Annotated in this window: 19 protein-coding genes; 14 read left to right on the top strand and 5 right to left on the bottom strand. The window is 68.2% G+C overall.

Annotated features, from left to right (window positions below; all coding sequences use genetic code 11):
- Positions 1 to 272: 272 nt before the first annotated feature.
- From OXG83_00095 to OXG83_00070, 6 genes are all read left to right on the top strand, one after another.
- Positions 273 to 1,616: a hypothetical protein gene (locus OXG83_00095; GenBank protein ID MCY3963404.1), complete on the top strand. Its 1,344-nt coding sequence runs from the start codon at positions 273 to 275 to the stop codon at positions 1,614 to 1,616.
- Positions 1,613 to 4,087: a hypothetical protein gene (locus OXG83_00090; GenBank protein MCY3963403.1), complete on the top strand. Its 2,475-nt coding sequence runs from the start codon at positions 1,613 to 1,615 to the stop codon at positions 4,085 to 4,087. The genes OXG83_00095 and OXG83_00090 overlap by 4 nt, the downstream gene beginning before the upstream one ends.
- The gene (locus OXG83_00085) at positions 4,084 to 6,300 is read left to right on the top strand and encodes a DUF1549 and DUF1553 domain-containing protein (protein ID MCY3963402.1); all 2,217 of its coding nucleotides are present in this window, start codon (positions 4,084 to 4,086) and stop codon (positions 6,298 to 6,300) included. The genes OXG83_00090 and OXG83_00085 overlap by 4 nt, the downstream gene beginning before the upstream one ends.
- A gap of 34 nt (positions 6,301 to 6,334) precedes the next feature.
- On the top strand, positions 6,335 to 7,789 hold the full coding sequence (locus tag OXG83_00080) for a DUF1501 domain-containing protein (GenBank protein MCY3963401.1): 1,455 nt from the start codon (positions 6,335 to 6,337) through the stop codon (positions 7,787 to 7,789).
- Positions 7,790 to 7,819: 30 nt separating this feature from the next.
- Entirely contained in the window at positions 7,820 to 9,064 is a 1,245-nt protein-coding gene (locus OXG83_00075) for a dicarboxylate/amino acid:cation symporter (protein MCY3963400.1), read from the top strand.
- 72 nt (positions 9,065 to 9,136) lie between these two features.
- Entirely contained in the window at positions 9,137 to 9,757 is a 621-nt protein-coding gene (locus OXG83_00070) for a superoxide dismutase family protein (GenBank protein MCY3963399.1), read from the top strand.
- A 41-nt stretch (positions 9,758 to 9,798) separates the two neighbouring features.
- On the opposite strand, the gene OXG83_00065 is transcribed toward OXG83_00070, so the two are convergent.
- Positions 9,799 to 10,587, bottom strand: coding sequence for a DJ-1/PfpI family protein (locus tag OXG83_00065; protein MCY3963398.1), 789 nt, complete (start codon positions 10,585 to 10,587; stop codon positions 9,799 to 9,801).
- An 89-nt stretch (positions 10,588 to 10,676) separates the two neighbouring features.
- On the opposite strand from OXG83_00065, the gene OXG83_00060 reads away from it, so the two are divergent.
- Both OXG83_00060 and OXG83_00055 read left to right on the top strand, forming a co-directional pair.
- Positions 10,677 to 13,292: a DUF3604 domain-containing protein gene (locus OXG83_00060; protein ID MCY3963397.1), complete on the top strand. Its 2,616-nt coding sequence runs from the start codon at positions 10,677 to 10,679 to the stop codon at positions 13,290 to 13,292.
- A 33-nt stretch (positions 13,293 to 13,325) separates the two neighbouring features.
- Positions 13,326 to 14,396, top strand: a complete 1,071-nt coding sequence (locus tag OXG83_00055) for a hypothetical protein (GenBank protein ID MCY3963396.1) — start codon at positions 13,326 to 13,328, stop codon at positions 14,394 to 14,396.
- Positions 14,397 to 14,490: 94 nt separating this feature from the next.
- Here OXG83_00055 and OXG83_00050 read toward each other — a convergent pair whose 3' ends face one another.
- Complete coding sequence (locus OXG83_00050; protein ID MCY3963395.1) at positions 14,491 to 15,348, bottom strand: SDR family NAD(P)-dependent oxidoreductase; 858 nt, start codon at positions 15,346 to 15,348, stop codon at positions 14,491 to 14,493.
- A gap of 13 nt (positions 15,349 to 15,361) precedes the next feature.
- A complete protein-coding gene (locus OXG83_00045; GenBank protein MCY3963394.1) occupies positions 15,362 to 16,861 on the bottom strand; it encodes an AMP-binding protein in 1,500 nt (499 codons plus the stop codon).
- Positions 16,862 to 16,919: 58 nt separating this feature from the next.
- Here OXG83_00045 and OXG83_00040 point away from each other — a divergent pair, with 58 nt between their 5' ends.
- The 4 genes from OXG83_00040 to OXG83_00025 are packed head-to-tail and all read left to right on the top strand — an operon-like array spanning position 16,920 to position 22,989.
- The gene (locus OXG83_00040; GenBank protein ID MCY3963393.1) at positions 16,920 to 18,281 is read left to right on the top strand and encodes a hypothetical protein; all 1,362 of its coding nucleotides are present in this window, start codon (positions 16,920 to 16,922) and stop codon (positions 18,279 to 18,281) included.
- Positions 18,282 to 18,337: 56 nt separating this feature from the next.
- Positions 18,338 to 19,507: an alpha/beta hydrolase gene (locus OXG83_00035; protein ID MCY3963392.1), complete on the top strand. Its 1,170-nt coding sequence runs from the start codon at positions 18,338 to 18,340 to the stop codon at positions 19,505 to 19,507.
- Entirely contained in the window at positions 19,504 to 21,528 is a 2,025-nt protein-coding gene (locus OXG83_00030; GenBank protein MCY3963391.1) for a PQQ-binding-like beta-propeller repeat protein, read from the top strand. The genes OXG83_00035 and OXG83_00030 overlap by 4 nt, the downstream gene beginning before the upstream one ends.
- A gap of 18 nt (positions 21,529 to 21,546) precedes the next feature.
- Positions 21,547 to 22,989, top strand: a complete 1,443-nt coding sequence (locus tag OXG83_00025) for a TrkH family potassium uptake protein (GenBank protein MCY3963390.1) — start codon at positions 21,547 to 21,549, stop codon at positions 22,987 to 22,989.
- Position 22,990: 1 nt separating this feature from the next.
- On the opposite strand, the gene OXG83_00020 is transcribed toward OXG83_00025, so the two are convergent.
- The gene (locus tag OXG83_00020) at positions 22,991 to 23,581 is read right to left on the bottom strand and encodes a malonic semialdehyde reductase (GenBank protein MCY3963389.1); all 591 of its coding nucleotides are present in this window, start codon (positions 23,579 to 23,581) and stop codon (positions 22,991 to 22,993) included.
- A 3-nt stretch (positions 23,582 to 23,584) separates the two neighbouring features.
- On the bottom strand, positions 23,585 to 25,156 hold the full coding sequence (locus tag OXG83_00015; GenBank protein MCY3963388.1) for a sodium:solute symporter family protein: 1,572 nt from the start codon (positions 25,154 to 25,156) through the stop codon (positions 23,585 to 23,587).
- A 152-nt stretch (positions 25,157 to 25,308) separates the two neighbouring features.
- Between OXG83_00015 and OXG83_00010 the strand changes: the two genes are divergently transcribed.
- Together OXG83_00010 and OXG83_00005 are read left to right on the top strand one after the other, a co-directional pair.
- The gene (locus tag OXG83_00010; protein ID MCY3963387.1) at positions 25,309 to 26,142 is read left to right on the top strand and encodes a hypothetical protein; all 834 of its coding nucleotides are present in this window, start codon (positions 25,309 to 25,311) and stop codon (positions 26,140 to 26,142) included.
- Positions 26,143 to 26,199: 57 nt separating this feature from the next.
- The coding region (locus OXG83_00005) for a hypothetical protein (protein MCY3963386.1) at positions 26,200 to 26,404 on the top strand (205 nt) is incomplete at its 3' end.

Genomic DNA, 26,404 nt, shown 5'->3' with positions numbered 1-26,404 from the left:
GAGCTCTCGGGTGGTTTGCCGGCGTCGGTTCGCGACTTGGGGGATCCGGACGGAGCGGCGACTCGACAATGCCAGTAGAGAAGTGCTGTACCGGCAACGCCCGATCTCTGGGTGCGCGGACCTTCTGGTCCGCATCGAGTGCGATGCCGCGAAGCGGCGAGCCCGTGCCAACAAGCGCCGCGACGCCGACTGTCGGTGCGCCAGCCTTCCGGTCCGCATCCGCCGGAGGCGGAATCCGGTTGCTTGCCGTAGCAGTCGCGGCCGTACTCTGCGTGACCACCGCAGCCGCTCAGGAAGGGGGTCCGAGTTACTACCGCGACGTCTGGCCGGTGATCCAGCAACGCTGTCAGGGGTGTCATCAGCCGGCGCAGTTGGGTGGTGAGTTGAACCTGACGAGCTTCGAAGGGCTCGCCGCGGGTGGGATGAGCGGGCCTGCCTTTGTCGCCGGCAAGCCGGACGAGAGCCGGATGCTGCAGATGCTCCGAGGGGAGATCGAGCCGGCGATGCCGATGCGGGCGGAACCGCTGGCGGAGGCGGAGATTGCCGCGATCAGCGATTGGATCGCGGCCGGGGCCGCCGACGACACACCGGAGGAGATGCGGCTCGGTGCTGCGACGGGGCCGATCGTCTACCGGCAGCCGCCGGTGATCACGGCGGTCGCCTACTCCGCCGACGGGGACTGGCTGGCCGTATCGGGCAACCGGGAGGTGCTGCTCCACCGTCGATCGAAGATCGGCAGCGGCGACAGCCTGGAGGCCCGTTTCAGCAGCGTCTCGCAGCGCATCCAGGGGCTCGCTTTCTTGAAGAACGGGCGGCTGATCGCCACCGGCGGCACGCCCGCGCGGTTCGGAGAGATCCAGATTTGGGATGTCGACGACCGGAAGCTCCGGGTGTCGAACATGCTCTGCCACGACACGCTGTTCGGCCTCGCCGTATCGCCGGACGAGCGCCGGCTCGCGATCGGCTGCGCGGACCACACGGTCCGCATCCACCAGGCGACCAGCGGCCGCGAGTTGCTGCGGATGAACCACCATGAGAACTGGGTGCTCGGCGTCGTCTTCGGCGGCGACGGACGGCGGATCGTCTCCGTCGGCCGCGACCGGGCCGCGAAGTTGATCGACGCCTCGAGCGGCGCCTTCATCGAGAACATCAACCTGCTCCGCGGCGAGCTTGCGGCGATCGTCCGGAACCCGCGAATCGAGGCGGTCGTCATCGGCGGCGAGGACCGCGTGCCCTACTACTACCGGATGGACCGCGCCCGGAAGATGCTGATCGCCGACGACTCGACCCTGGTCCGGGAGTTCGAGCGCCAGGACGGGGAGATCTTCGCGCTCGCGGTGGACCCGCGCGGCAACCGTCTCGCGGTGGGAGGCGCCGCCGCGACGGTGCCGATCTACGACCTGGAGACCGGCGAACTGGCCGCGACCGCCTCGGGCCACAGCGCCGGTATCTACACCATGGCGTTCGACCCGACCGGCGCCGAGCTGGCGACGGCGGGCTTCGACGGTCGCTTGAGGCTCTACCGCGCCGGCGACGGCGAACTGCTGCAGGAGTTCGTACCGGTGCCGCTCGAAGGCAATCCCCAGGGAGTTACGACCGCCGGAGGAGCGCCGTGAACGGTCATCGACTGCTGCGAGGCGCGTCCTTTTCGCTAGCCGGCATAGCCGTCGCCACGGTCGCGGCCGCCGCGGGCCCGCCGCCGAACCTCGTCGACATGCATCCGCACGGCGGCCAGCAGGGGCGAGCCCTGCGGCTGGTCATCGAGGGCTACGGTGTCGCCAGCGAGCTGGAGATCGAGAGCACGCTGCCTGGTTCGTTCGCCCGTCTCGGCGAAGCCGCCGACGAGGACCGGCTGCAGAAGCAGCGGCGGCCGAACGACCGCAACCTCCAGGCCGCGGTCTTCCTGGTCGAGATCGACGCAGACGCCGCGCCGGGGCTCTACCCGCTGCGCGCCGTCAGCGACGACGGGCTGTCGAACGCGCTGCTGTTCCGCGTGGACACCGTGTCCGAAGTCTCCGAACGGAGTCTGCGCGACAGCAGCGCCGCCACCGAACCGCCGCAACTCGATGCTCTTCCGGTCATCGTCAACGGCACGCTCGACGGGGCGGAGCGGGACCGCTATCGCTTCCGGGCTGCATCGGGTGAGCGGATCGTGCTGGAGGTCGAGGCGCGGCGCGTCGGTTCGGCGATCGATCCGGTGCTGCGACTGCTCGACAGCGAAGGCAGCGAGATCGCCTTCAACCAGGAGGGGCCCGGCATCGACGTCGACGCCCGTCTCGACTGGCAGCCGCCCGAGGCCGGGGAGTACGTCGTCGAGGTCCACGACGCCCGCTTCAGCGACCAGAGGCGGAACTTCTACCGCCTGAAGCTGATCGCCGCGGCGAACTACGAGTACGCCCATGCCGTCTTCCCGCTGGGGGCCCGCCGCGGCGAGGAGACACGATTCGGGATCACCGGCGGCAGCGTGGCAGCCACCAGGGAAGTCGCCCGCGCCGTCGTCACGGAGAACGCCTTCGACAGCGTCGGTCCAACAGCTACCGCGAAGGCCAGCGTGGCCCTTCCGTTCCAGGTGGTCGTCGGCAGCCATCCCGAAGTCCTCGAGAGTGAGACGACCGCCGACGATGCCCTCGACACGCCCGTGGTCGTCAACGGACGGATCGACGATGCCGGCGAGCCGGACCAGTACCGGATCGCCGCCGAGCCGGGCCAGAGGCTTCTGATCGAGGTCGAGGCAGCCGCGCTCGGCTCCTCCGACCTGTTCGGCGTGCTGACCGTCACGACGCCGGACGGCGAGTACCTGGCCTCCTCCGGCGACGACATCCCCGACCCCGACACCTTCCGGCTGCTATCGCCGACCGCCACCTCCTTCGACCCCTGGGTCCTGGTCGAGACGCCGGAAGGCGTGGACGAGCTGCACGTCGCGGTCGAGGACCTCGTCGGGCGCGGCGGCCCGCGTTTCGGCTACCGGTTGACGGCGACCGCGAACGGCCCCGACTTCGAGCTCCGCCTGAGCACGGCCCAGCTCACGCTCAACAGGGGCGCTTCGAAGCCGATCGAGGTCGGCGCCGTGCGCCGCGGCTACCTGGGGCCGATTCGCCTCTACGTCGAGGAACCGCCGGCCGGCATCGAGGCCCGGGACGGATGGATCACCAGGGAGGTGCGCGACCTCGACACACGCACTCTGGCGCGCTCCGGGCGGATCCTGGTCACCGCCGACCTCGACGCGCCGCGCCAGCGCTTCGACTTCGAGATCTGGGGCGAAGCGGTGCTTGAGGACGGCACCGTGATCCGCCGCCGGGCGACGGTGCCCGGAAGCACGACCGCGGTCCGCGCCGGCGACGGTCGCAGCTACACGACGGAGGCCGAGCGGTCGTTCAGCGCTCCCTGGCTCGAGTCGCGCCTGCCGGTCCTGCTCACCGGCCGGTCCGGACCCCGGCTGATCGGCCTGGAGACCGAAACGGTGAGGCTGGTCAAGGGCATGCCGTTCGACTTCGGGTGGAGATTCGAGGCGCCTCCGGGTGAGGAGGCCCCGGTGCAACCGCCCATGGTCGTCACTGCCCTGATCGGCGTGGGCGTGGGCGAGTTTCGGGTCGAGACGACCGAGAAGGCCGACTACAACAAGTCGGAGGGCAGCAAGCTGATCCGAAGCAGCGATGGCACCCAGCACGACCGCTACACCGTGACCCTCACCGGCGAAGTCACGGTGGGCGGACGTCCCGAGCGCCTCTACACGCCCGGCACAACACTCGAGATCGTCCCGGGCTACCGGATCGAAGTCGCGAAGGCGGGTGTCCGATCCGGCAGGAAGGGCGCCGTCGAAGGCGTCCTGCATCGCGAGGAGAGCTTCCGGCAACCGGTCGAACTGCGCGCCGACGCCCTCCCCACGGGCGTCGTCTGCGACGGCACCGAAGTCGAGCCCGAAGACGACGGCAGGTTCCAACTCGCGTGCGAGGCGTCGGACGCCGTCGAAGCTGGCGACTACGACTTCCTGATCACCTCGTCGTCCTGGCTGGCCGGCGAGCGAGAAGTCCGCTCCGCCTACACTACGGTCCCGGTGACCGCGCGCATGGAGGTGAAGGGCAGATGAAAAGTCCCTGTATCGCCCTCGCCCTCACGATCGCCGCCATAACTCCCGGCGCCGCCGCCAACGCCGCGACCGACGCCGCCGAACCCGTCACCTTCATCCGCGACGTCCTGCCCGCCATGAACAAGGTCGGCTGCTCCAACGGCACCTGCCACGGCGCAGCCAAGGGCAAGAACGGCTTCAAGCTCTCGCTGCGCGGCTACGACCCCGAGTTCGACTACCAGTCACTGCTCTACGACATGTCCGGCCGGCGGTTCAACCGCGCCGACCCGGCGCGCTCCCTGATGCTCGCCAAGCCGACGATGCAGGTCCCCCACGAAGGCGGCCTGCGCCTCGATCCCGGCGGCCGCTACTACAACCTCATCCTCGACTGGATCAGGGCGGGCGTGCCCTACGGGGATCTCGCGCGCGACCGGGTCGAACGCCTCGAGATCCACCCGGCCGAGGTCTTCATGAACCGGCCGGGGATGCGGCAGCAGACGACCGTCATCGCGCACTACGGCGACGGCCGCAGCCGCGATGTCACTCGCGAGGCGCATGTAACGAGCAGCAACACGGAAACGATGGCGGTCGAGGACGGTTCCGCCGGCCCGGTCGTGACCGGGCTGCGCCGCGGCGAAAGCACCCTGCTCGTGCGCTACGAGGGCCAGTTCACCACCGCGCCCGCCACCGTGCTCAGCGGCCGCGAGGGCTTCGAGTGGACCGCCCTGCCCCAGGCCAGCTACATCGACGAGCTGATCGACGAGAAGCTCCAGCGGATCGAGGTTCTGCCCTCGGCGCCGGTCGACGACTCGGCCTTCCTCCGCCGCGCCTCGCTCGACCTGACCGGCCAGATCCCGACCCCGAACCGGGTGCGCGCGTTCCTCGCCGACGACACGCCCACACAAGAGAAGCGGAACCGCCTGGTCGACGAACTGATCGCAAGCGACGCGTACGTCGACCACTGGACCCTCAAGTGGGGCGACCTGTTGCGCAGCAACCGGAAGTTCATGAGCTACAAGGGAATGCTGACCTTCCGCGGCTGGCTGCGCGAGGCGATCGAGGAGAACCGGCCCTACGACCAGCTCGTCCGCGAACTGGTCACGGCCTCCGGCAGCACCCTCGATCAGCCGGCCGCCAGCTACTTCCGCGCCGCTCGCGATCCGAAGGAGGCGATGGAGACGACGACCCAGCTCTTCATGGGGGTGCGGATGGTCTGCGCCCAGTGCCACGACCACCCGTTCGAGCGCTGGACCCAGAACCAGTACTTCGAGATGACCGCCTTCTTCGCCGGCCTGGGCGTCCGGCCCGGCTTCCGTACCGGCGAGGAGATCGTCTTCGACAAGCGACGCGACAACGAGCAGTTGCACCCGAAGACGAACGCGATCGTGCCGCCCAGGTACCTGGTGCCGGTCGAGGGCGCACCGGACCTCGGTGAGGGTCTCGAGCGCCGGGCCGCGCTGGCCGACTGGCTGACGTCGCCGAACAACCCCTACTTCGCCCCGGCGATCGCGAACCGCGTCTGGAGCTACTTCATGGGTCGCGGCATCATCGACCCGGTCGACGACATCCGCGCCTCGAACCAGCCGGTCAATGCGGCGCTCCTGAACGCGCTGACCGCGGACCTGATCGAGAACGACTTCGACCTCCGCCACCTGATGCGGACGATCGCCACCTCCCGGGCCTACCAGTCGTCCTTCCAGACGAACGAGTGGAACCAGGACGACCGGATCAACTTCTCCCGCCACGAACCGCGGCGCCTCAGCGCCGAGCAACTGGCCGACGCCGTCGCCCGCGCCACCGACTCCCGGTTCGAGATCGACACCCTGCCCGAGGACTTCGACGCCACGGCGCTCCCGGATCCGCACGTGATGACGGCGAGCATGGGCATCGAGGGCTTCCTCGACCTGTTCGGCAAACCCGACCGTGAGACCGCCTGCGAGTGCGAGCGGAAGACGGAGATGAGCCTGCCGCAGGCGCTGAGCCTGCTGAACGGCTCCGTCATCGCCGACGCGATCGCCGACCCCGAGGGGCGGGTGGCGAACCTCGTCCTCGGAGGCCTGGACAACGAGGAGCTGATCGCCGAGCTTTACCTCTCCGCCATCGGCCGGCTGCCGACCGGCGACGAAGCCGAGCTTGCGGAGGGCCACTTCGAGTCCTCGGCCAGCCGCACCGCGGCGGCCCAGGACCTGATGTGGGCGCTCTTGAACTCCAACGCCTTCCTCTTCAACTCCTAAGCTCTAGCTCGTAGCCGAAAAGGAGCCTCCGACCATGCTCGTCATCCCAGGACAGTCCGGCCACACGTGCGACGGCCCGACCCGGCGCGAGTTCCTCCGCGTCGGCTCGCTCGGCATCTTCGGCATCTCGCTCAGCCAGACCCTGGCGCTCCGGGACGCGCACGCCGCGACCGCCGCCGCCGACGCACTCGCGGGCGGCAAGGGCTTCGGCAGCGCGAAGTCGGTCATCCTGCTCTTCCTCCAGGGCGGCCCGAGCCACATCGACATCTGGGATCCGAAGCCCGACGCGCCGTCCAACATCCGCGGCGAGTTCGGCGCGATCGACACGAAGATCCCGGGCATCCGGCTCTCCGAGACGATGCCGAGGCTCGCCGACCACGTCGACAAGTGCACCCTGATCCGCTCGATGAGCTACACGCCGAAGGGGCTCTTCAACCACACCGCCGCGATCTACCAGATGCTGACCGGCTACCCGCCGGACCGCGTGTCGCCGTCTGGCCAGCTCGAGCCGCCGACTCCGGCCGACTTTCCGACCGCCGGCTCCCACATCTCCAAGCTCAAGCCGCTCGACGACGCGATGCTCCCCTTCGTCGAGATGCCGCGGCCGCTCCAGGAATCGAACGTGATCGGCAAGGGCGGCGCCGCCGGCTTCCTCGGCAAGGCCTACGACCCGTACCGCCTCTACCAGGACCCGAACCAGCCGATCGAACTCAGCGACCTAGAGCTCCGCGAAGAGACCTCCCCCGAACGCCTCGCCGGCCGCTTCGAACTCCGCAAGGGCCTGAACGCCTCGCTGCCCGAGCTCGAGAAGGCGGTCGCCGACTCCGCGCTCGACGAGTACTACGAGAAGGCCTACGACCTCGTCCTCTCCGGCAAGGCGCGTCAGGCGTTCGACCTCTCGAACGAGAGCGACGAGATGCGCGAGCGCTACGGCAAGAACACCTTCGGCCAGGGCGCGCTGATGGCAAGGCGGCTGATCGAGGCCGGCACCCGTTTCGTCCAGCTCAACTGGCCCGCGGTGGCGAACGGCAACCCCGAAGTCGACTCCTGGGACACGCACGCCGCCAACTTCGGGCCGCTCAAGAACCTGCACTGCCCCGTCCTCGACCGGGCGCTGTCGGCCCTCCTCTCCGACATGGACGACCGTGGCCTGCTCGACGAGACGCTGGTCGTCGCCGTCGGCGAGTTCGGCCGCTCACCGCGCCTCGGCGTCAGCACCTCCGGCAACAGCAACTCCCCGGACGGCCGCGATCACTGGCCCTACTGCTACACCGCGTTGGTTGCCGGCGCCGGCGTCTCCCGCGGCCAGCTCTACGGAGAATCCGACGAGACCGGCTCCGCCCCCCGCGAGAAGCCGGTCCACCCGAACGACCTGCTGGCCACCGTGTACTACACCCTGGGGATCGATCCGGCGATGGAAATCCTGAATCACCTGGACCAGCCGAGAGAGCTGGTGAAGGGCGAGGTGATTCGGGGTCTCTGGGCGTAGACCGGCCGTCCGGGCCGATCGACGCGCTCCGTGAACACCCGCGCCATTCTCGTCGGGCTGGCGCTCGGCCTGGGGCTCGGCATCGCCGCGTCGGCGACGGGTTCGCCGACGCTACTGTGGGCCGCCGAGGCCGTCGAGCCGCTCGGCCAGGTCTTCCTGCGCGCGATCCAGATGGTCGTCATCCCGTTGGTGGCGGCGGTCGTCTTCGTCGGCGTGGGGCGGATCGGCGACCTGCGGAAGCTCGGCCGGCTCGGGGGACTGGCGGTGGGCTTCTTCTGGGCGACGACGCTGCCCGCGATCCTGATCGGGATGGGGGTGATGGGTTTCGCGCTCACCTTCACGGCGCCCGTGGCGCCGCCTACGCCCACGGCCGATCTGGACACCGCGAGTGTGGGCATCGTCGACTTCCTGGTCAACCTCGTCCCGCGGAATCCGGTCCAGGTCGCCGCCGACGGCGCGCTGCTCTCCCTGCTCATCTTCGTCGCCCTCCTGGCGGCGGCGACGACGGCCCTGCCCAGCGAGAAACGGCGGACGCTGACGTCGTTCGCGGAGGCCCTGGGCGACGCTCTGACGAAGCTGATGAGCTGGATCCTGTGGACCGCGCCGGTGGGCGTCTTCGGCCTCGCGGCGCCGGTCATCGCGAAGACCGGGACGGCGATGCTGCAGAACCTCGCCGTCTTCATCATCGCCGTCGTGGTGGGCCTCTTCATCCTGAAGGGCCTCGTTCTGCTGCCCCTGGTCTGGTTCCTGGGCGGCGTACCGCCCTGGCGCTTCATCCCGGCGACCGTGGGCACGTACACCGTGGGCTTCACCACGACGACGTCCGTGGGAACGCTACCGATGATGCTGCAGGAGGCGAAGAAGCTCGGCCTGTCCGAGCGCAAGTACACGCTGATCCTGCCGCTGGCGGCGTCGATCAACCGTCCCGGCAGCGCGCTGTTCCAGAGCGCGTCGCTCGTCTTCCTGGCCGCCATGTACGGAGTGCCGCTCGACGCGGGGATGATCGCCGCCGCGGTGCTGGCCATCTTCCTCGCCGCGATGACGGTCGCGCCGGTGCCCAGCGCCAGCATCGTGTCGCTCGCGCCGGCCCTGGACGTGGTCGGCGTGCCCCTCGCGGGACTCGCCATCCTGCTGGGGATCGACCGCGTGCCCGACGTCTTCCGCTCCGCGGCCAACGTGATCGGCCACATGTGCGCCGCGACCACGGTCGACACGATGACTCGTGGCGACCGCGGGGAACCGGCCGACGGAGCCGCGCAACCGCCGTTGCCCTAGACTGGGAATCCTGCCCGAATCATCTTGACCTCTACTCATCGCCTTGATGTCTACTGGAGGAGCCCCCAACACATGCGCACGAACTGCCGCAAGACGACGATCCTTCCGCTCACTGCCGTCGCCATGCTCTCGCTCGGCGGAGCCGCCGTCGTGTCCGCCCAGAACCTTGAAGAGGACTTCGCCGCCGCCACTGCAGGTGCGGCGGCGGCCGGACGGGCCGTCCTCTACAGTTGCGACATTCCGACGAACCGTGTCGGCTTCGGCTATCTACAGGAACGGCCTTCGGAAGAAGGCGTCAAGGCGGTCGACATCTATCTCCGCCTGTACGCCAACACCGGCATCACCCGAGGCAAGCACGCGGTCCACATCCACGAAACCGCGTCGTGCAATCCGTGTGGCACCGCGGGCGGGCACTTCGACCCCGGCCCCAACTCGAATACCAGCCCGGACGGCAACCACCCGTTCCACGCCGGTGACCTGACGAACATGACCCTGGACCGCCAGGGCCGCGGCTACCACATGGTGACGACAACGCGGGTGACCCTCTCCGACGGTCCGCTCTCCGTGTTCGACGAAGACGGCAGCGCCTTCATCATCCACACGAACCCCGACTCCTACTGCCCCGAAGGCGAGGCGGCCGGCTGCGCAGGCGGTTCCCGAGCGGCCTGCGGCGTGATCACACCCTACCCCTAGCGCCCGCGCCTTCAATCCGTTCCCGGGGGCAGGGCCCGGGCTCAGGATCCCGAACCGGACGACTCCCCGGCGGCCGCCTCCAGGCGCTCCAGGTACGGCATGGCCGAGTCAAGGTTCCCGACGAACGGGTCCCGGCCCGCGTCCTCGTTCCACTCGTACTCGGTGGCCTGGGCCAGCATCCGCGCGGCGTCCTGACCGAAGAAGCGGGCGACGACGGCCAGACTCATGTCGATGCCGGCGGAAACGCCGGAGGACGTCATCACGTGGCCGGCATCGACCCAGCGGGCTTCCTCCACCCACTCGGTCTCGGGACCGAAGCCGGCGATGTAGCTGAAGAAGGCCTTGTTTCCTGTCGCCGGCAGGCCGTCGAGGACGCCGGCCTTGGCGAGGATGGCGGAGCCGGTGCAGACGGAGGTGGTGAGCTGGACCTCGGCGGCGCGTTCAGCGATGAAGTCCAGCAACTGCTGGTTCTCGACTTCCCGGAGTGTGCCGATACCGCCCGGCACCATGATCACGTCGAGCGGCGGAGCGTCGTCGTAGCCGTACTGGGCCTCCACCTTCGGAGCCATCTCAGCCGGATAGGTCGTCGTGGTCAGAGCGACCGAACGGGCGGAGTCCGCGATCAGGTGGACGCGGATCAGGCCCGGCCCCACGTTGAGCCACATCTCGACCGGCCCGAAGACGTCGAGCGGCTCGGCGCCGTCGTACAGGACGACACCGATGTCGAGCGGCGGGTCGTACGAGGGAGCATCAGACTGCCCCGCGGCCGGGATGGCGAACACGGTCGCGAGGACGACAACGGTCGCGAACGCTGAAGCAAGTTTCGTCATGCGGACCTCCCAGGAATCTCGGCCCGCTATGGTACTGGGGAGAGTCCCGCCAATCTGAGAGACCGGCAGCCAAACCGCGAGGGTTCGCCATGTTGAATCGACGCCGCTTCGCAACCCGCCCCGTGCTCCTCGCTCCGCTCGCTCTGGCGCTGGTCGCCCAGGGCTGCACCACCCAGGACTCCGGCGACTACCTGACACCCGAGCTGCGGCAACGCGTCGAGGCGCTGAAGCTGGAAGCGCCCGAGAGCACCGAAGACGTCGCCGTCCTGAGCGAGCGACTCGACACGCTGTGGCAGTGGGCGAACGCGTACTCCCTCACCGGCGGACCGATCCCCGACGTCTTCCCCCAGCTTCTCGCGAATGCGAACCGCTCACTTCGCGGGCTGGGGGGCGGGGCGACGATTCCGGTGCCGAGGATCCCCGAGTTCATCCGCCTCTACACCCGGGAGTTCCAGATCAAGGACGAGCACCCGGGAGCGGTCGGCACGCTGACGCTCGACCCGCCGGGTCCGTTCCGCGCCGGCGACCAGGTGACGATCCGGCAGATCTACACCGTCGGCACGCTCGGGATGGCGGAGGGCGGCGGCATCCTGGTGCGGGCTGCACGGCGGGGAGGGATTCAGGCCGAGGATCCGGCTGGCCCGAACTACGTCACGGTCGGGAGTTCGAATCCGGACGCGACGTTCACCTCCGGCGAACCCTGGGGCGAATGGTTCGGCATGCACTTCAGCGCCGGACGCGGCCAGGTCAGCCCCGGCGTGCCGCGGACCGTGCTGCAGTTTCGCCTCGGCGGCACGGCTCTCGCAGAAGGCGACACGATCACCATCACCTACGGCGACACGTCGGGCGGGGGACCCGGATACACCCTGCAGGAAACCTCCAACGACCAGGTGATCCTGCACGTCTACGCCGACATCGAGGGAACGGGCGACCTGTTCCGGCCGGCCTGGCCTTCGTTCGAGGTCCTGGGGCGCGAGGAGGTCCGCTACGTCAACGCCGTGGCCCCGTCGATCGTGGCGCCGGGCGAGCCCTTCACCCTCGCCGTCCGCGCCGAGGATCGGATGAAGAATCCGTCGTCCGGCGTCATGCCCGCGCTCGACGTGCTGCTGGACGGTGAGCCGTTCCGGACGATCGCCGCCGGCAGTCCGGCGATCTCGCTGCTAGAGAACGTAAGCCTCGCCGAACCCGGCGTCTACCGCTTCTCCGTTCGGAACGAGGACGGCTCCATCCGGGCGACCAGCAATCCCGTCCGCGTCGAGGACGATCCCGAAGCCCGCGTCTACTGGGGCGAGACGCACGGCCACACCGCCTTCGCCGAAGGCCAGGGCTCGCCGGATGGCTACTACCGCTTCGGGCGCGACGTGGCGCGGCTGGACTTCCTGAGCCTCTCCGAGCACGACATCTGGATGGACGACAGCGAGTGGAGGAAGCTGCAGGAACTGGTCGAGGAGTACCGGATCGAAGGCGAGTTCACAACGATCCTCGGCTTCGAATGGACCTCGCGCTCGCCGCTCGGCGGCCACCACAACGTGTTCTTCCGCGACACGCCCGGCCGCAGCCGCGTGCCGAACCAGAAGGCTCCCCTCCTCGACGAGCTCTACGCCGGTCTGCGCGATCAGAACAGCGCCGACGACGTGCTGGTCATCCCCCACGCCCACCAGCCCGGCGACTGGACGAACAGCGATCCCGACATGGAGCGTCTTGTGGAGATCCAGTCCGGCCATGGCACGTTCGACTGGTTCGGCAACAAGTACCTGCAGAACGGCTTCGAGGTCGGCTTCATCGGCGCCTCCGACAACCACAACGGCCATCCCGGGTACTCCGGGGCCGGCAACCGGCAACTGGGCGGTCTGGCGGCCGTGTACGCGCCCGAGAACAACGCGGACGCGATCTTCAGCGCGCTCCGCGACCGGGCCGCCTACTCGACGACCGGCGAGCGCATCATCCTCGAAGCGACGCTCAACGGCGCTCGCATGGGCACCCGCCAGGAGGACGCCACGGTCCGGCGGATCGACTGCCGGGTCCACGGCACGGCGCCCGTCGACGAGATCGACGTGATCAAGAACGGCGCGATCGTCTACACGCGGAGATACCTGGAGAGCGCGCTCTCCGAGGACGCGCGCGTGCAGATCACCTTCGAGTCGTCGACCGAGATCCATACTGAACGTACGCCGCCGCGCGGCGGCCGACCCTGGAAGGGGGCGATCCTCGTCGCCGGGGCGGAACTCGTCGACTACGACGATCCCTGGTTCATACAGCCCGCGACCTATCGAGTTGCCCGCAGCGCGGAAGACCGCAACCGGATCGACTTCGACTTCCCTACCCGCGGACGCCCGAAGTCCCTGGTCCTGGAACTCCGCGGCGCGGGGCCCGACACGGTGATCACCGTCGAGATGGAGACCACGACCGAGTCCCGCGGCTCGGGCGGCTATGTGCGCGTGCCCCAGGAACTGCCCGCGAACACGGTCCGCTTCCGCCTGGGCGACCTCAAGGGCCAGGTCGAGCGCCACGAGTACCAGGTGCTGGAGCACATCGACGCGCTCTCCGCCCAGATCGTGACCGAGGGACGGGCACTCGACCAGGAGTTCAGCTTCACCGACCAGGGCGAGGTCCAGTCCGGCGACTACTACTACCTGCGGGTGCGTCAGATCGACGGCAGCATGGCCTGGTCGAGCCCCTTCTGGGTCGGCGAAAGCTCCGGGTAGGCTAGACGGCACCGTCGAACAAGGAGAACCGAGATGCGAAAAACCCTCGCGCTGCTTTCTCTGCTGCTCATATGGGGGGCCGGCGCCGCCACGGCCTCCGACGACGACATTCCCCGCACCCCAAGCGGCAAGCCCGACTTCACCGGCCGCTACGACATCCGCTCGTTGACGCCCTTCGAGCGCCGGCCCGAGCGCGGCGAGGAACTCGTCCTCAGCCCCGAGGAGGCGGCCGAGGTCGAAGCCAACCAGCGTCAGCGCGTCCTGGACGGCGACGCCGCCAGTGCGCCGGATCGGCCGCCGCCGGAGAAAGGCGCCTTCATCGACCGGCAGAGCTACAACTACGCTTGGTTCGATCCGGGCCACACGATGTTCCAGATCGACGGCAAGTACCGCACGTCGATTCTGACGCACCCCCCGAACGGCCGGATGCCACCGCTGACGGAGGAAGCCCAGAAGAACCGCGGGGCACTGCCGCGGTTCATCTGGATGAACGACGACGGCACGGCCTGGTGGCTGGAATCCGGTGACACGCCCTTCGACAGCCCGGAGACGATGGTCCTCGGCGTCCGCTGCATCTACCAGCCCGGCGCCTCGATCCCGATCCGCACGATCTCCTACAACAACCTGAAGACCCTGGTGCAGACCGACGACTACCTGATGATCCACATCGAGTGGATGCACTGGACGCGGGTCGTGAGGATCGACGCGGAGCATTCGCCCGCGGCGTACCAGTCCTACTCCGGCGACTCGATCGGCCGGTGGGAGGGCGACACCCTGGTCGTCGAGACGACGAACTTCCGTCGTGAAGCGGCGCCCCAGATGTTCCACGGTCGAACGTCGGCCGGCGTGCCGCGCGGCGCGATGAAGGTCACGGAACGCTTCAGCCCGATCGACGGCCAGTCGCTGCTCTACCAGTTCGAGGTCGAGGACGAGGAGTACACGGCGCCGTTCGGCGGCGAGATGCCCTGGCCGAGGACCGACCAGTACAACTACGAGTACGCCTGCCACGAGGGCAACTACTCGATGCTGGGCCAACTCAGGGGGGCGAGGCAGCTCGAGAAGGAGTGGATCGCCGCCGGCAAGCCGGTGAAAGGCGCGGAGTAGCGGGCGAAGGAGGCTTGAACCCGGGCTCGCCGCTTCGCGGCATCGCCCGGATCGCGGGCCAGAAGGCCCGCGCAACGGCCGGCGCACCCAGTGGTTAGATCATGCTGTAGCCGGAGCCCTGGCGCTCCGTGCCGAGTCCCCGCCCCTTCTCGATCCAGCCGAACTCCTCCAGGATCGCCTGGCTGTAGGTGACCCGGCCGGTGACCCGGTCGATCGGTTCGGTGGCGAGCAGCAGGGCCGCCTGCGCCATGATCTCGACGGTTTCGGCCTCGTTCGGGTCGCGTCCCTCCATCAGTCGGTGGTGGACGACGCCCGGCGTGGGCACGATCTGGGACGGGCTGTAGCAGGTCACCGAGACGCCGTCCTCGTAGACCTCGGAAGCAAGGCCCTGGGTGAAGCGCTCCAGGGCCGCCTTCTCGGCGCCGTAGAGCGAGCCGCCCGCGAACTGAGGCCCCTTGTAGGGACCGCGGCCGGGGCCGATCGCCGCGCCCGAGGAGACGTTGACGATGCTGCCCGCGCCACGTTCGATCATCCCGGGCAGCACGAGCTTCGAGAGATAGAACGGCGCGTGGAAGTTGACCGCGGTCGAGCGGTGCCACTTGTTGATCGGAAAGTCGACGACCGGGATGAAGTAGGTCAGGGCGGCGTTATTGATCAGCACGTCGACCGGCCCGATCGCGTCGCGCACTTCGTCGACCAGGCGCTCGCAGTTCTCGTACTCGGAGACGTCGCAGGCGAACGCAGTGGCATCGCCGCCAGCGGCCCGGATCTCCTCGATCGTCGTCTCGAGCGAGCCGCCGAGGTAGTGCCCGCCCTCCGACAGCGTCCGCGCCGTGCAGGCGACCCGCGCTCCGTGCTCCGCGAACAGCTCGGCGATCGCCTTGCCGATGCCGCGGCTCGCTCCGGTGACCAGGGCGACCTTGCCTTCGAGCTTCTTCTCTGTCTGCGTCATTCAGCGTTCTCCTTCATCCGTCGTACGCGTCGCGGTATCGTTCTCGCAGCACGTTCTTCTGCACCTTCCCCATCGCGTTGCGCGGCAGTTCGCCGACCCAGTAGAAACGGCGGGGCTGCTTGTAGCGCGCGAGCCCCGCATCGAGCGCGGCGCGGAGCGTATCGTCTTCCACCGGAGCCTCGTCGGCGACGAGCACCGCGACCACGCCTTCGCCCAGGTCGGCGTGCGGCGCGCCGATCACCGCCGATTCCGCTACGCCCGCTACTTCGTCGAGCCGGTCCTCGACCTCCTTGGGATAGACGTTGAATCCGCCTGCGATGATCAGGTCCTTGCCGCGACCAACCAGGGTGACGCGGCCCTCGCCGTCGAGGCTCGCAAGGTCGCCGGTGACAAAGAAGCCGTCGCCGCGCATCTCCTCTGCCGTCTTGTCCGGCAGGCCCCAGTAGCCGGCGAAGAGGTTCGGTCCGCGGATCTCCAGGGTGCCGACCTCGCCCGCAGGCAGCTCGGCGCCGTCCTCCCCCACGACCCGAACCTCGACGTCCGGCAGCGGAAAGCCGACCGTACCCGCCACCCGATCCCCACACAGCGGGTTCGAGGTGATCATGCCGGCCTCCGTCATGCCGTAGCGCTCCAGGATCCGGTGACCGGTGCGGGCCTGGAAGTCACCGAAGACGGCTTCCGTCAAAGGCGCCGAGCCGGAGACGAACAACCGGAAGCCCTCGCAGTCCGCGGCTCTGAAACCAGGCTCCGCCAGCAGCCGCGAGTAGAACGTCGGCACACCCATCAGCACCGTCGCCTCGGGCAGCAAACGGCGCACGTCCGCGGCATCGAACTGTGGCAGGAAGAGCACCTTCGAGGCGTTCAGGAACGCCGTGTGGAGAGCCACGAACAGTCCGTGGACATGGAAGATCGGCAAGGCGTGCAGCAGCACGTCACCGGGCTCGAAGCCCCAGATCTCGTGCAGCGCCAGTGCGTTCGAGGTCAGGTTCCGATGCGTGATCATCGCGCCCTTGGAACGCCCGGTCGTGCCCGACGTGTAGCAGATGGCCGCCAGATCGTCGTCGGCGCGGCGTTCGATCGCCGGATCGGGATCGAAGGACCTGCTCTCCCGCCACAACGCGTCGATGTCGACAGTGCGCGGCGCTGCACCGGAGTCCCCCACGCCAACACCTGTCGCGTCACGCACAACGACCCGCGGTGACGCGTCGGACACGAAGAAGGCCACCTCCCTTTCGGTGTAGGCCGTGTTCAACGGTACATAGACTCCGCCGCAGCGCAGAACCCCCAGGTAGAGCGCCACCGCCTCGACCGACTTCGGGACCTGCACCAGCACCCGGTCCCCGGGCTCGACACCGCGCAGGCGCAGCGTCGCCGCGAACCGGGCCGAAGCACGATCCAGGTCGCGGTACGTCCACGCCGGTTCCCTTGCACCTTTCGCGGCGCCGGACAGCACCAGCGCGGGACAATCGAGCGCCTCCTCGAAACGCTCGTAGAGTAGGGCGAAGAGGTTCATCGTCGAGAGTCGGTTCTCCGGAAGATCGCTGATCCTACGCGTGTTGCAGACTAGGTCCATGCACCGAACCGGAACGCCCCTCCGTTCCTCTCGCCGCAGCGCTCTACCGCTGATAGTCGTCCTCCTGACGGCAGCCCTCCCGGCCTGCACGGACGATCCGGTCTCCGAGACGCTCACGCTCGAGTTCTTCCCGGAATCCGCGGACGCGCCAGCCGCGGAAACCGATGCGCCAACGCCAGTGGACATAGCCGGCTACGTGCGAATCGAGGCTCAGGTCGACATCCGGCGCCACATGATCCCGAAGGAAAACTCCCTCGTCGCGCGGCGGGTGAACGACCGCACCCAGGCGCTGATGAACGAGCATGACCCGTGGCACATCCGGTTCGACCGCATCTTCGAGCCGCTGGCCGACGGCGCTGAGTGGCAACGGGCCGAAAGAGAACTTACCTCCTACCGCCGCTGGGCGCTGGCGGCCGATCCGAACGGCGCTCTCCAGGACTTCTTTGTCGACACTCCGATGCAGCCCGTCTTCGAGGTCCGGGACAACGAGCCACGGCTGCCGGATCAGGGCCGTCCGCCGCCGCAGACCGTCACCCTGGCGTTCCTGTTCACGGGCGGCACGCGAGCGACGGCGGGCGAGTCGACAACCGTCGACCGCGGCTTCCGCAACTTCGCGGCCGATGCTGCCCGCTACCAGCGACGGATCGCGGTGCTGTGGAAGTACATGGACGAGAACCCGGGCCGCCGCTTCGAGACGCTGCGCGGGCTGTTCGCGGCCGCGGACGGCGAGGAACTGCCGGAGTCTCAACTGATTTCACAACCGCGGCAATTGACACCGCCGGCAGCGCCACCGCCCGTCCGCCGCGGCTCGGAGAGCCTCTCTCGGCTCCGAGACCTGGAGGTCGAACTGATCGAGAGGGTCGTGGACGCGGGTGAACCGCTCGTCGAGATCTTCGAACTGAAAGATGGGGACGCCTTCACGCTGCAGGAGTTGTCGCGCCGGGTCTTCGATCCGTTCCCGGGCATCGTCACCGTCAAACCTGACGGCGCGGTGGCCGAAGCAGTCGGGTTCGTGGAGGGCGGCAACGGCTACGGCATCCCCTCGCTCGACCTCTGGAACGCCTACCGGACCCTGGACGGCCTGTTCGTTTCGCCCGACCCGCTCGTCTTCCTGCTCGAGACCCAGAACGACGACTTCGGCTGCCGCGAGGATGATGACGCCTGCAGGAGCAACCAGCGCGTCTCCGCTTTCCTGGAGAGGGGGCCGATGAGTGCCAGGCCGGGCTCCTCGAGGCGAATCCAGCAAGCCTTGGAAGCCGAGCTGCAGCCCCTCGACGAGTACCGCCTGGTCTGGATCCGCGGCGAACCCGGCGAGAGCGTCGGGGAGGCTGCTGAGACACCCATCGAGACGGGCGGGTAACCCTCTCCCGGGCCGGTACAATCCGGCGCGGACTTCCCGATCTTCACGAGGTGCCGATGACCCGTTCGACCTTCCTCCGATCCAACCGACGTCCGTCCATGCGCGCGTCGCTTTCCCTTGCCGTCCTCCTGGTTGTGGCCGCTGCCGCTCCGGTCGCGGCCCAACGGCCCTATCCGCCCGAAATGGAGGGAACGACCCCGGAGGTCTACCGCACCGTCGGCGATGTCGAACTGAAGATCTATCTGTGTAACCCCGAGGGCCACTCGGCTGAGGACAGCAGACCCGCGATCGTCTTCTTCTTCGGTGGAGGCTGGCGCGCGGGCTCGCCTCAGCAGTTCCTTCCACACTGCCGATACCTCGCCGACCGCGGCATGGTCGCGGCTGCGGCCGACTACCGGGTGGCCAGCCGCCACGGAGTGACGGCGGATGAGTGCGTCAAGGACGCCAAGAGCGCCGTCCGCTGGCTGCGCACCAACGCGGACCGGCTCGGCATCGATCCCGATCGGATCGCCGCCGGCGGTGGATCGGCAGGCGGCCATCTGGCCGCGGCTACCGCCACATTGCCGGGCCACGATCCCGATCCCGACGGCGTGAGCCCGGTCCCCAACGCCCTGGTTCTGTTCAATCCAGCGACCGTTCTGGCGCCGGTCGAAGGCGGTCCCGAGCTCACGGACGAGGCGAGCGAACGGCTCGAAGCACTTGCCGAACGTCTCGGCGCGCCGGCCGAGTCGATGTCTCCGTACCACCACCTCCGCACCGGTCTGCCTCCAACCATCATGTTTCATGGCACCGCCGACCAGACCGTGCCCCACAGCACAGCCCACGACTTCTGCCTCGGTCTGCGGTCTCACAAGGCGCGATGCGACTTCGTCAGTTACCACGACAAGGCGCACGGCTTCTTCAACCATGGGCGCGGTGAGGGCGACGAGAAGAACAAGATGTACAAGGACACCGTGTCCAGGATGGATGGCTTCCTGTACTCCCTGGAGTGGCTGGATCCAAAGCCGAACCCCGACGGCACACCCGGGAAGCGCCTGACCTGGCAGGAGTCGCTCAGCGAGGCGCTCGCCAATCAGAGTCTCCCCCCAGGCTTCAACGAGATCAAGGAGGCCCTGGAAGCCGGAAGGAACATCCCGGGGGCCTCGGAAGACGAGAAGAAGAGCGGCGAAGAGACGGCTCCCTCTGGCGAAGAGCAGAGCGATCCCGACGGCATCGAGCCGGAATGATCCGCGGTTCCAGGATCCGCCGGTACCTCAGCGCCGTTGCCGTCAGCACGTTAGGACTTGGAGCCGCGGTTCAGGCTCAGACAGCCCAGGTTCCGCGGCCGGCTTCAACCAGCACTGCCGCGGCCCAACCGGTCGGCGAGTGGCACAACTACGCCGCCGACAGCCGGAGCAGCAAGTACTCGCCGCTCGACCAGATCGACCGAACCAACGTCCACCGGCTCGAGGTCGCCTGGCGATGGAAGTCGATCGACTACGGTCTCGCCGCGCGCCACCGGGGCGTCCTCCCGCCGACGGTGTTCCAGAACACGCCGATGATGCGCGACGGCCGGGTCCTGGTCGCCACCGGCATCGGGGCGGCCGCGCTCGATCCCGCCAGCGGCGAGATCCTGTGGACCTATGACCCCTTCGAGGACGAAGAGCCAAGGAACTTGGGGCGGCTCTCCGTTCGCGGCGGCGTCACCTGGAATGACGGGGAGAGACGGCGCCTCTTCTTCAACGGCAACGGCCGCCTGACCGCGCTCGACGCCGAAACCGGCGCCCTGGACCAGGACTTCGGCGACGAAGGCCGGATCGACATGCTGGACGCGGGAGAGGGCATCCGCCGCCGGCAGTACTTCTGGACTTCTGCGCCCGTGGTCTGCCGCGATGTGATCGTGCTCGGAGAGTCGACGTCCGACGCCTGGTCGAGGCGCAAGAACCCGCCCGGGATGATCCGCGGCTACGACGCACGTTCCGGCGACCTCCTCTGGCGATTCAACATCATCCCGGAGCCGGACGAATTCGGCTTCGACACCTGGGACAGTCCGGAAGCCGCCGAGGCTGGCGCCGCGAACGTCTGGACCTGGATCAGTTGCGACCAGGAACTTGGCATCGCCTATGCCGCGACCAGCACCCCGAGCAACGACTGGTACGGCGGCCACCGCCCGGGCATGGGCCTGTTCGGCGAGTCGATCCTCGCTCTCGACACCGAGACCGGCGAGCGTCTCTGGCACTTTCAGGCCGTGCACCACGGACTCTGGGACTACGACTTCCCGGCCGCTCCCGTGCTCGCCGACATCGTTGTCGACGGCAAGCCGATCAAGGCGCTGGCGCAGCCCTCCAAGCAGGCGTTCCTGTACGTCTTCGACCGGGAGACCGGCGATCCGGTCTGGCCGATCGTCGATTTGCCGGTACCGCCGTCCGAGGTTCCCGGAGAACAGGCCTGGCCGACCCAGCCGCATCCGACGTGGCCGCTTCCGTACGACCTCCAGGGTTTGGCCATAGACGACCTGATCGACTTCACCCCGGAGTTGCGGGCGATGGCGCTCGAGTACGTTTCGGAGTACCGGATCGGCCCGATCTTTCAACCACCAACGCTGATCGAAGGTCCTGGCGCCAAACCGACGATCCAGGTGCCCGGGGCGGTTGGCGGTACGAACTGGAACGGTGCGGCCCTCGATCCGGAGACGAACGTGCTCTACCTGCCCTCGGTCACCGTGCCAGCGATCCTGGGCCTGCGGCCGCCACCCGACCCTGCGCGCTCCAACGTGCGCTACCGGGTCGACCTGAGCGAGGCCGACGGCTACGAGTGGGCCACCCTGCCGAATGGCCTGCCGATCACGAAGCCGCCCTATGGCCGCCTGACCGCGATCGATCTCGACACCGGCGAACACCTGTGGATGGTTCCGAACGGCGACGGACCGCGCGACCACCCCGCACTCGCGCACCTCGACCTCCCGCCACTCGGCCAGCAGGGCCGCGTTTCCGCCCTGGTCACGAAGACCCTGGTCTTCCTGGCCGACGGCTCCGACGCGATGATCGTCCAGCCCGAGGCCGCCGGCAGCCGCAAGTTCCGCGCCTACGACAAGATGACCGGGGAGGTCCTCTGGGAAACGGAACTGCCAGCCGGCGTGAGCGGAGCGCCGATGACCTATCTCCACGAAGGCCGCCAGTACGTCGTGATGGCGATCAGCGGCAAGGAGTTCCAGGGCGAGCTGCTGGCCCTCGCACTGCCTGACCTGCCGGCGGCTCCGGCGCCCTAAGGCCGCCAAACCCGCCCCATGAACCTGCGAGCCGTTTCCGGTCTGGTCGGGCGGCTTCTGCTGCTGCTCGCCGGCGCGCAGTTGATCCCCTTCTTCTTCGCGCTCTGGCACGGCGAGGAACGACCCGCCGCGGCGCTCGGAGGATCGCTCCTGGCGTGCGCGGCGGCCGGCATAGCGGCTCACTGGTGGGGCAAACCGCACGAGAAGATCTACCGGCGCGAGGCGATCCTGGTCGTGGTCGGCGCCTACATCCTGGCCTCCTTCTTCGGCGCACTTCCCTACCTGCTGAGCGGCGAGATCACCGATCCGATCGCGGCCCTGTTCGAGTCCGCCTCGGGCATCACGACGACCGGCGCCTCGATCCTGACCGACATCGAACAACTGAGCGCCAGCATCCTGCTCTGGCGGAGCCTCACCCAGTGGCTCGGCGGCATGGGAATCCTGCTCCTGTTCGTCGCCCTGTTCCCGAGCCTGGGACCCGGCGCCCGTCTGCTCTACCGGTTGGAGGTACCCGGGCCGACGCAGGACATCATGCAGCCCCAGGTGCAGAAGACGGCGACCGTGCTCTGGCAGATCTACGTCGGCCTCACGATTGCCCTCATCCTGCTGCTGCTCGCCGGCGGCGCCAGCCAGTACGAGGCCTTCTGTTACGCCTTCACCACCGTCTCAATCGGCGGTTTCGCGCCCTTGAACGCCAGCGTGGGCGCCTTCAACTCGGCCTTCATCGAGTGGACGATCATCGCTTTCATGCTGATCGCCGGGATCAACTTCTCCCTGATGTTCGCGGTGCGTTTCCGGCCCAGCCAGCTCTACCGCGACACCGAGTTTCGCGCCTACACGTCGATCGCCGCGGTGCTGGTGGCGCTCGTCACGCTGGATCGCTGGCGCAGCACCGATCTGCCCTTCCTGGAGGCACTACGTGAGGCTGCCTTCAACTCGGTTTCCCTGATGACGACGACCGGCTACACGACCCGGGACTACGACTCCTGGAGCGATACGTCCCGCACCCTGCTGCTGCTGGCCATGTTCGTCGGCGGCTGCGCCGGCTCGACCGCGGGCGGCGTCAAGGTCGGCAGGTTCGTGATCACGCTGAAGATGGCGCTCCGCGAAGTCCAGTTGATCTTCAACCCGCGCCGCGTGCTCGCCCTGCGCGTGGGTGAACGCACGATCAGCGATCAGGTCGCACGAAGCCTGGGAGGTTTCATGACGCTCTTCGCCTTCCTGTGGCTGGGCGTCGCCGCCACCCTCGCGATCGCGGGCAACGACATGGTGACCTCCCTGTCGACTTCCCTCGCCTGCCTTTCGAACGTGGGCCCGGCGATGGGAGCCGCCGGTCCGTCACTCGACTACGCCTTCTTCGCGGGCTGGGAGAAGCTGCTGCTGATCGTCCTGATGTGGCTCGGCCGCCTGGAGATCGTGGCCGTGACCGCGCTTCTCCTGCCCGCCTTCTGGCGGCGTTGACCTACTCGACGCGGCAGACCTCCTCGAACTCCGGCCGCGGCAGCCGCCCGAAGAGTCCTTCGGGATCACCGTAGCCGATCGAGCACAGGAAGTTCGAGCGCACGGTCGTGCCGGGGAAGAACAAGTCGTCGCACTTCGCGTTGTCGAACCCCGACATCGGGCCGCAGTCGAGGCCGAGCGAGCGAGCGGCCAGCATGAAGTAGGCCCCCTGCAGCGTGGCGTTGCGAAACGCCGTCACCTCCGCCAGCTCCGCGTTGTTGCGGAACATCTTGGCCATGCCCGGGTTGTGGGCGAAGAGCACGTCCATCCTGTCGAAGAACGCCAGGTCGTAGCCGAGGATCGCGGTCGCTGGCGCCTGCCGGATCTTGTCCTGGTTGCCCGGCATGGCGATCGAAGCCAGCCGCTCTTTCGCTTCATCGCTCACGGTGAAGACGACCCGCTGCGGCCAGCAGTTCGCGCTCGTCGGCCCCCACTTCATCAGGTCGTGGAGCTCCTGAAGGGTCTCCCGCGGCACCTCCCGCGGCAACCACCTGTTCTGGCTGCGGGCGTCCCGGAACAGGACATCCATCGCCTCCTCCGCAATCCTCGGCATGACCTAGTCCGTCGCCTCGACGCGCCGGAAGAGCGACCCGACATGGGCCTCGGGCAGCGGCTTCGTCGCCAACGACACGGCCGCCGTGCAACCCATCGCGAACAGTCCGGCCAGCGCCGCGCACGAGGTCGGGTTCGGCGCTTCCCCATGCAGCCAGGAGAACACCGGGTGCAGGAAGCTGCCCTCGAACCAGGACGGATCGATGACGCCGGTGTGCAGGATCAGGAAGGAGCTCAAGCCCACGATCAGCCCCGTGTACGCGCCGGTGCGCGTCACGCCGCTCCAGAGCGCGCCGAGTACGAGCGGGCCCGCGAACGCCGCCATCATGCCGCCGTTCCCCGTCCAGACCAGGATGGCGATGTTCATGTCCATCAGCATCCAGGCCATCGTCACGCAGACGACCATGACGCCCACCGTCGCCCAGCGGCTGATGAGCAGCACCCGCCGGTCGAGCTGCTCGTCGCTCAAGTGCGAATGGAAGCGAGGCGCGATCGTCCGCCGGTAGAGATCGTTCGCGACGATCTGCGACGAGGACACGACCAGTCCGTCCGCCGTCGACATGACAGCGGACAGGATGCCGACGCCGATCAGCGCCGCCAGCCAGGCCGGGAAGAGCTCGATGAACAGAGCCGGCAGGGCCTCGTTCGGATTCGACCCTTCCTCGTAGAGACGGCCGCCCAGCACTGCCCGGGCCAGGGCGCCGCCGAGACCGAGCATGCCCAGCGTGACGCCGAACACGGAAGCGAAGCGCAGGAAGGTGAAACGCGACCGGCCGGTCTTGAGAGCCCAGATCTTGTTCCCGATGTGAGGCAACAGCCCGAGCGGGATATGGGCCAGGAGAACCGCCATCTGCGACCACCAGGAGTGGTAGAGGGGCGTAGAGCGGTTGATCCAGCCCACCTGGTTCGGGTCCTGGCCCCGGATGCTCGAGATGACCGAGCCGAAGCCGCCGTCGAGGCCGGCGCCGAAGAGGAACAGGAGGATGACGAGGACGCCGATCAGCAGCATGAGGAAGCCCTGGACGCCGTCGGTGAGGATGTCCGCGTGGGCGCCACCAAGCGACACGTAGATCATCAGCACGACGGCCGTGATCCCGAGCGCCCAGGCCGGCGACAGGCCGAGCATCGTCTCGAACATGACCAGGCCCGACAGGAGCTGGCCGGCGAGGTAGAAGAAGAGGAGCAGGGACGCCACGGTCACGATCACGCGGATGCCGTCCGACTGGTACCGGTCTCCCAGGAACTCCGGAATCGAACGCGAACCGAACCGGTCGCCTACGTTCGCCACCAACCGCATGCAGATCAGCACGCCCAGATACACGCCGGCCGGGTACAGCACCGCCGACAGCAGCGCCGCGGTGCCGTGCTCGTAGGCAAGCCCCGGGAAGCCAAGGAATGTCGCGCCGCTCGCGGTCGTTGCGGCGAAGGCGAGGGCGAGGAAGAAAGGCCCGTAGGCCGCCCGGGCCGTCGCGAAGTCGTCGGCGCCTTGAACCCGGTTCCGGCCGATCACGCCGAAGGCCAGCATGCCGCCCAGATAGACGACCAGGAACAGCCAGGACCAGACGATCAAGCTCATGCGCGAAGGCGTCACGGTATCGCAGGAGCGGACCGGCACCAAGCCGCAGCCGGTACGAGTGGATCCCGGATTCGACGGCGAGCACTGAAACCGCGGGCCGCCCGGCGGCGTAGATCTCACTGCCAACGCTCATGACCCGGGAGGTCTCATCCGTGCGCCAAACCCGTCTCTTCAGGGCGGCGGTCGCTGCCGTCCTGCTGACCGCTCTGCCAGCCGCCGGAATCGCCGAAAGGGTGCGGATTCCGGCCGGAACGACCGTCTACTGCGTCCTCGACGAGAGCCTCTCGACAAAGAAGAAGTCAAGCAACTTCGTCCGCCTGGGAGACCGCGTCCGCGCCAGGGTCGCCGAGGATGTCGTGATCGACGGCCGCGTCGTCATCGAAGCGGGCACCGTGGTCTGGTCCGAAGTCAGCAAGGCCCGGCGGGCCAAGATCGCCGGCATCCGGGGCCGGCTCGAGGTCGAAGCCAACACCGTCGCTGCGGTGGACGACTCATCGATCCGCCTGGCAGGCGGCTATGACCGCTCCGGCAGGGGCCGCTTCGTTACCGCCGCTGTCCTGGCCAAGGTCATCGCCTGGCCTTTCATCCTCATCAAGGGCAAGCAGGCGCACCTGAGCCGCGGCGTCATCTTCGACGCGCAGACCGCCGCCCCCGCGGAGGTAGACGTCGTGACGCCCCGGGATCTCCCGGTTCTCCGCTCCGACATCCCCGGATTCGAAGTCAGCATCCCGTATGACAGCATCGACCCCGAGGTTCGGCTCGTCAGCCTGCCGCTCCTGTTCACGGGACTGGCGGCCGATACCAACGAGGCCCACGTCACCGAGGTCAACGGCCAGACGATCCGATGGATCGGAATCTCCATCGTCGACGGAATGGGTGAAGTCGACTTCCAGGAACTGGCGGAGCACTTCCGCCTCGGAATGAACCGGTTCACCGTCACCGCGGAGGGTCAGAGCGTGGAGGTGCTGCTGGAGTTCGAGTTCTAGCGGTCGCGCCGGCACCGGGCAACCTCGGTTTCTGCTCCACAATCCGTCTTGGTCGGTATGGAGAGAATAGACTTGTCGCTCGAGCCCCGAGAGGTGCAGCTACGGTTTGAAGAAGTTGGCTTCGACGCCCGTCAGGCCAGGCTGCTAGCCGACGTGATCAGCCAACGCGAACAACAGGGCGCCACGAAGGACGACGTCGCCGGGCTGAAGGACGATGTCGGCCTGCTCAAGAACGATGTCGCCGGACTGAAGGACGATGTCG

Source organism: Acidobacteriota bacterium (genome assembly GCA_026707545.1).
Lineage (GTDB): Bacteria > Acidobacteriota > Thermoanaerobaculia > Multivoradales > Multivoraceae > Multivorans.
This window is presented reverse-complemented; position numbering and strand designations above follow the sequence as displayed.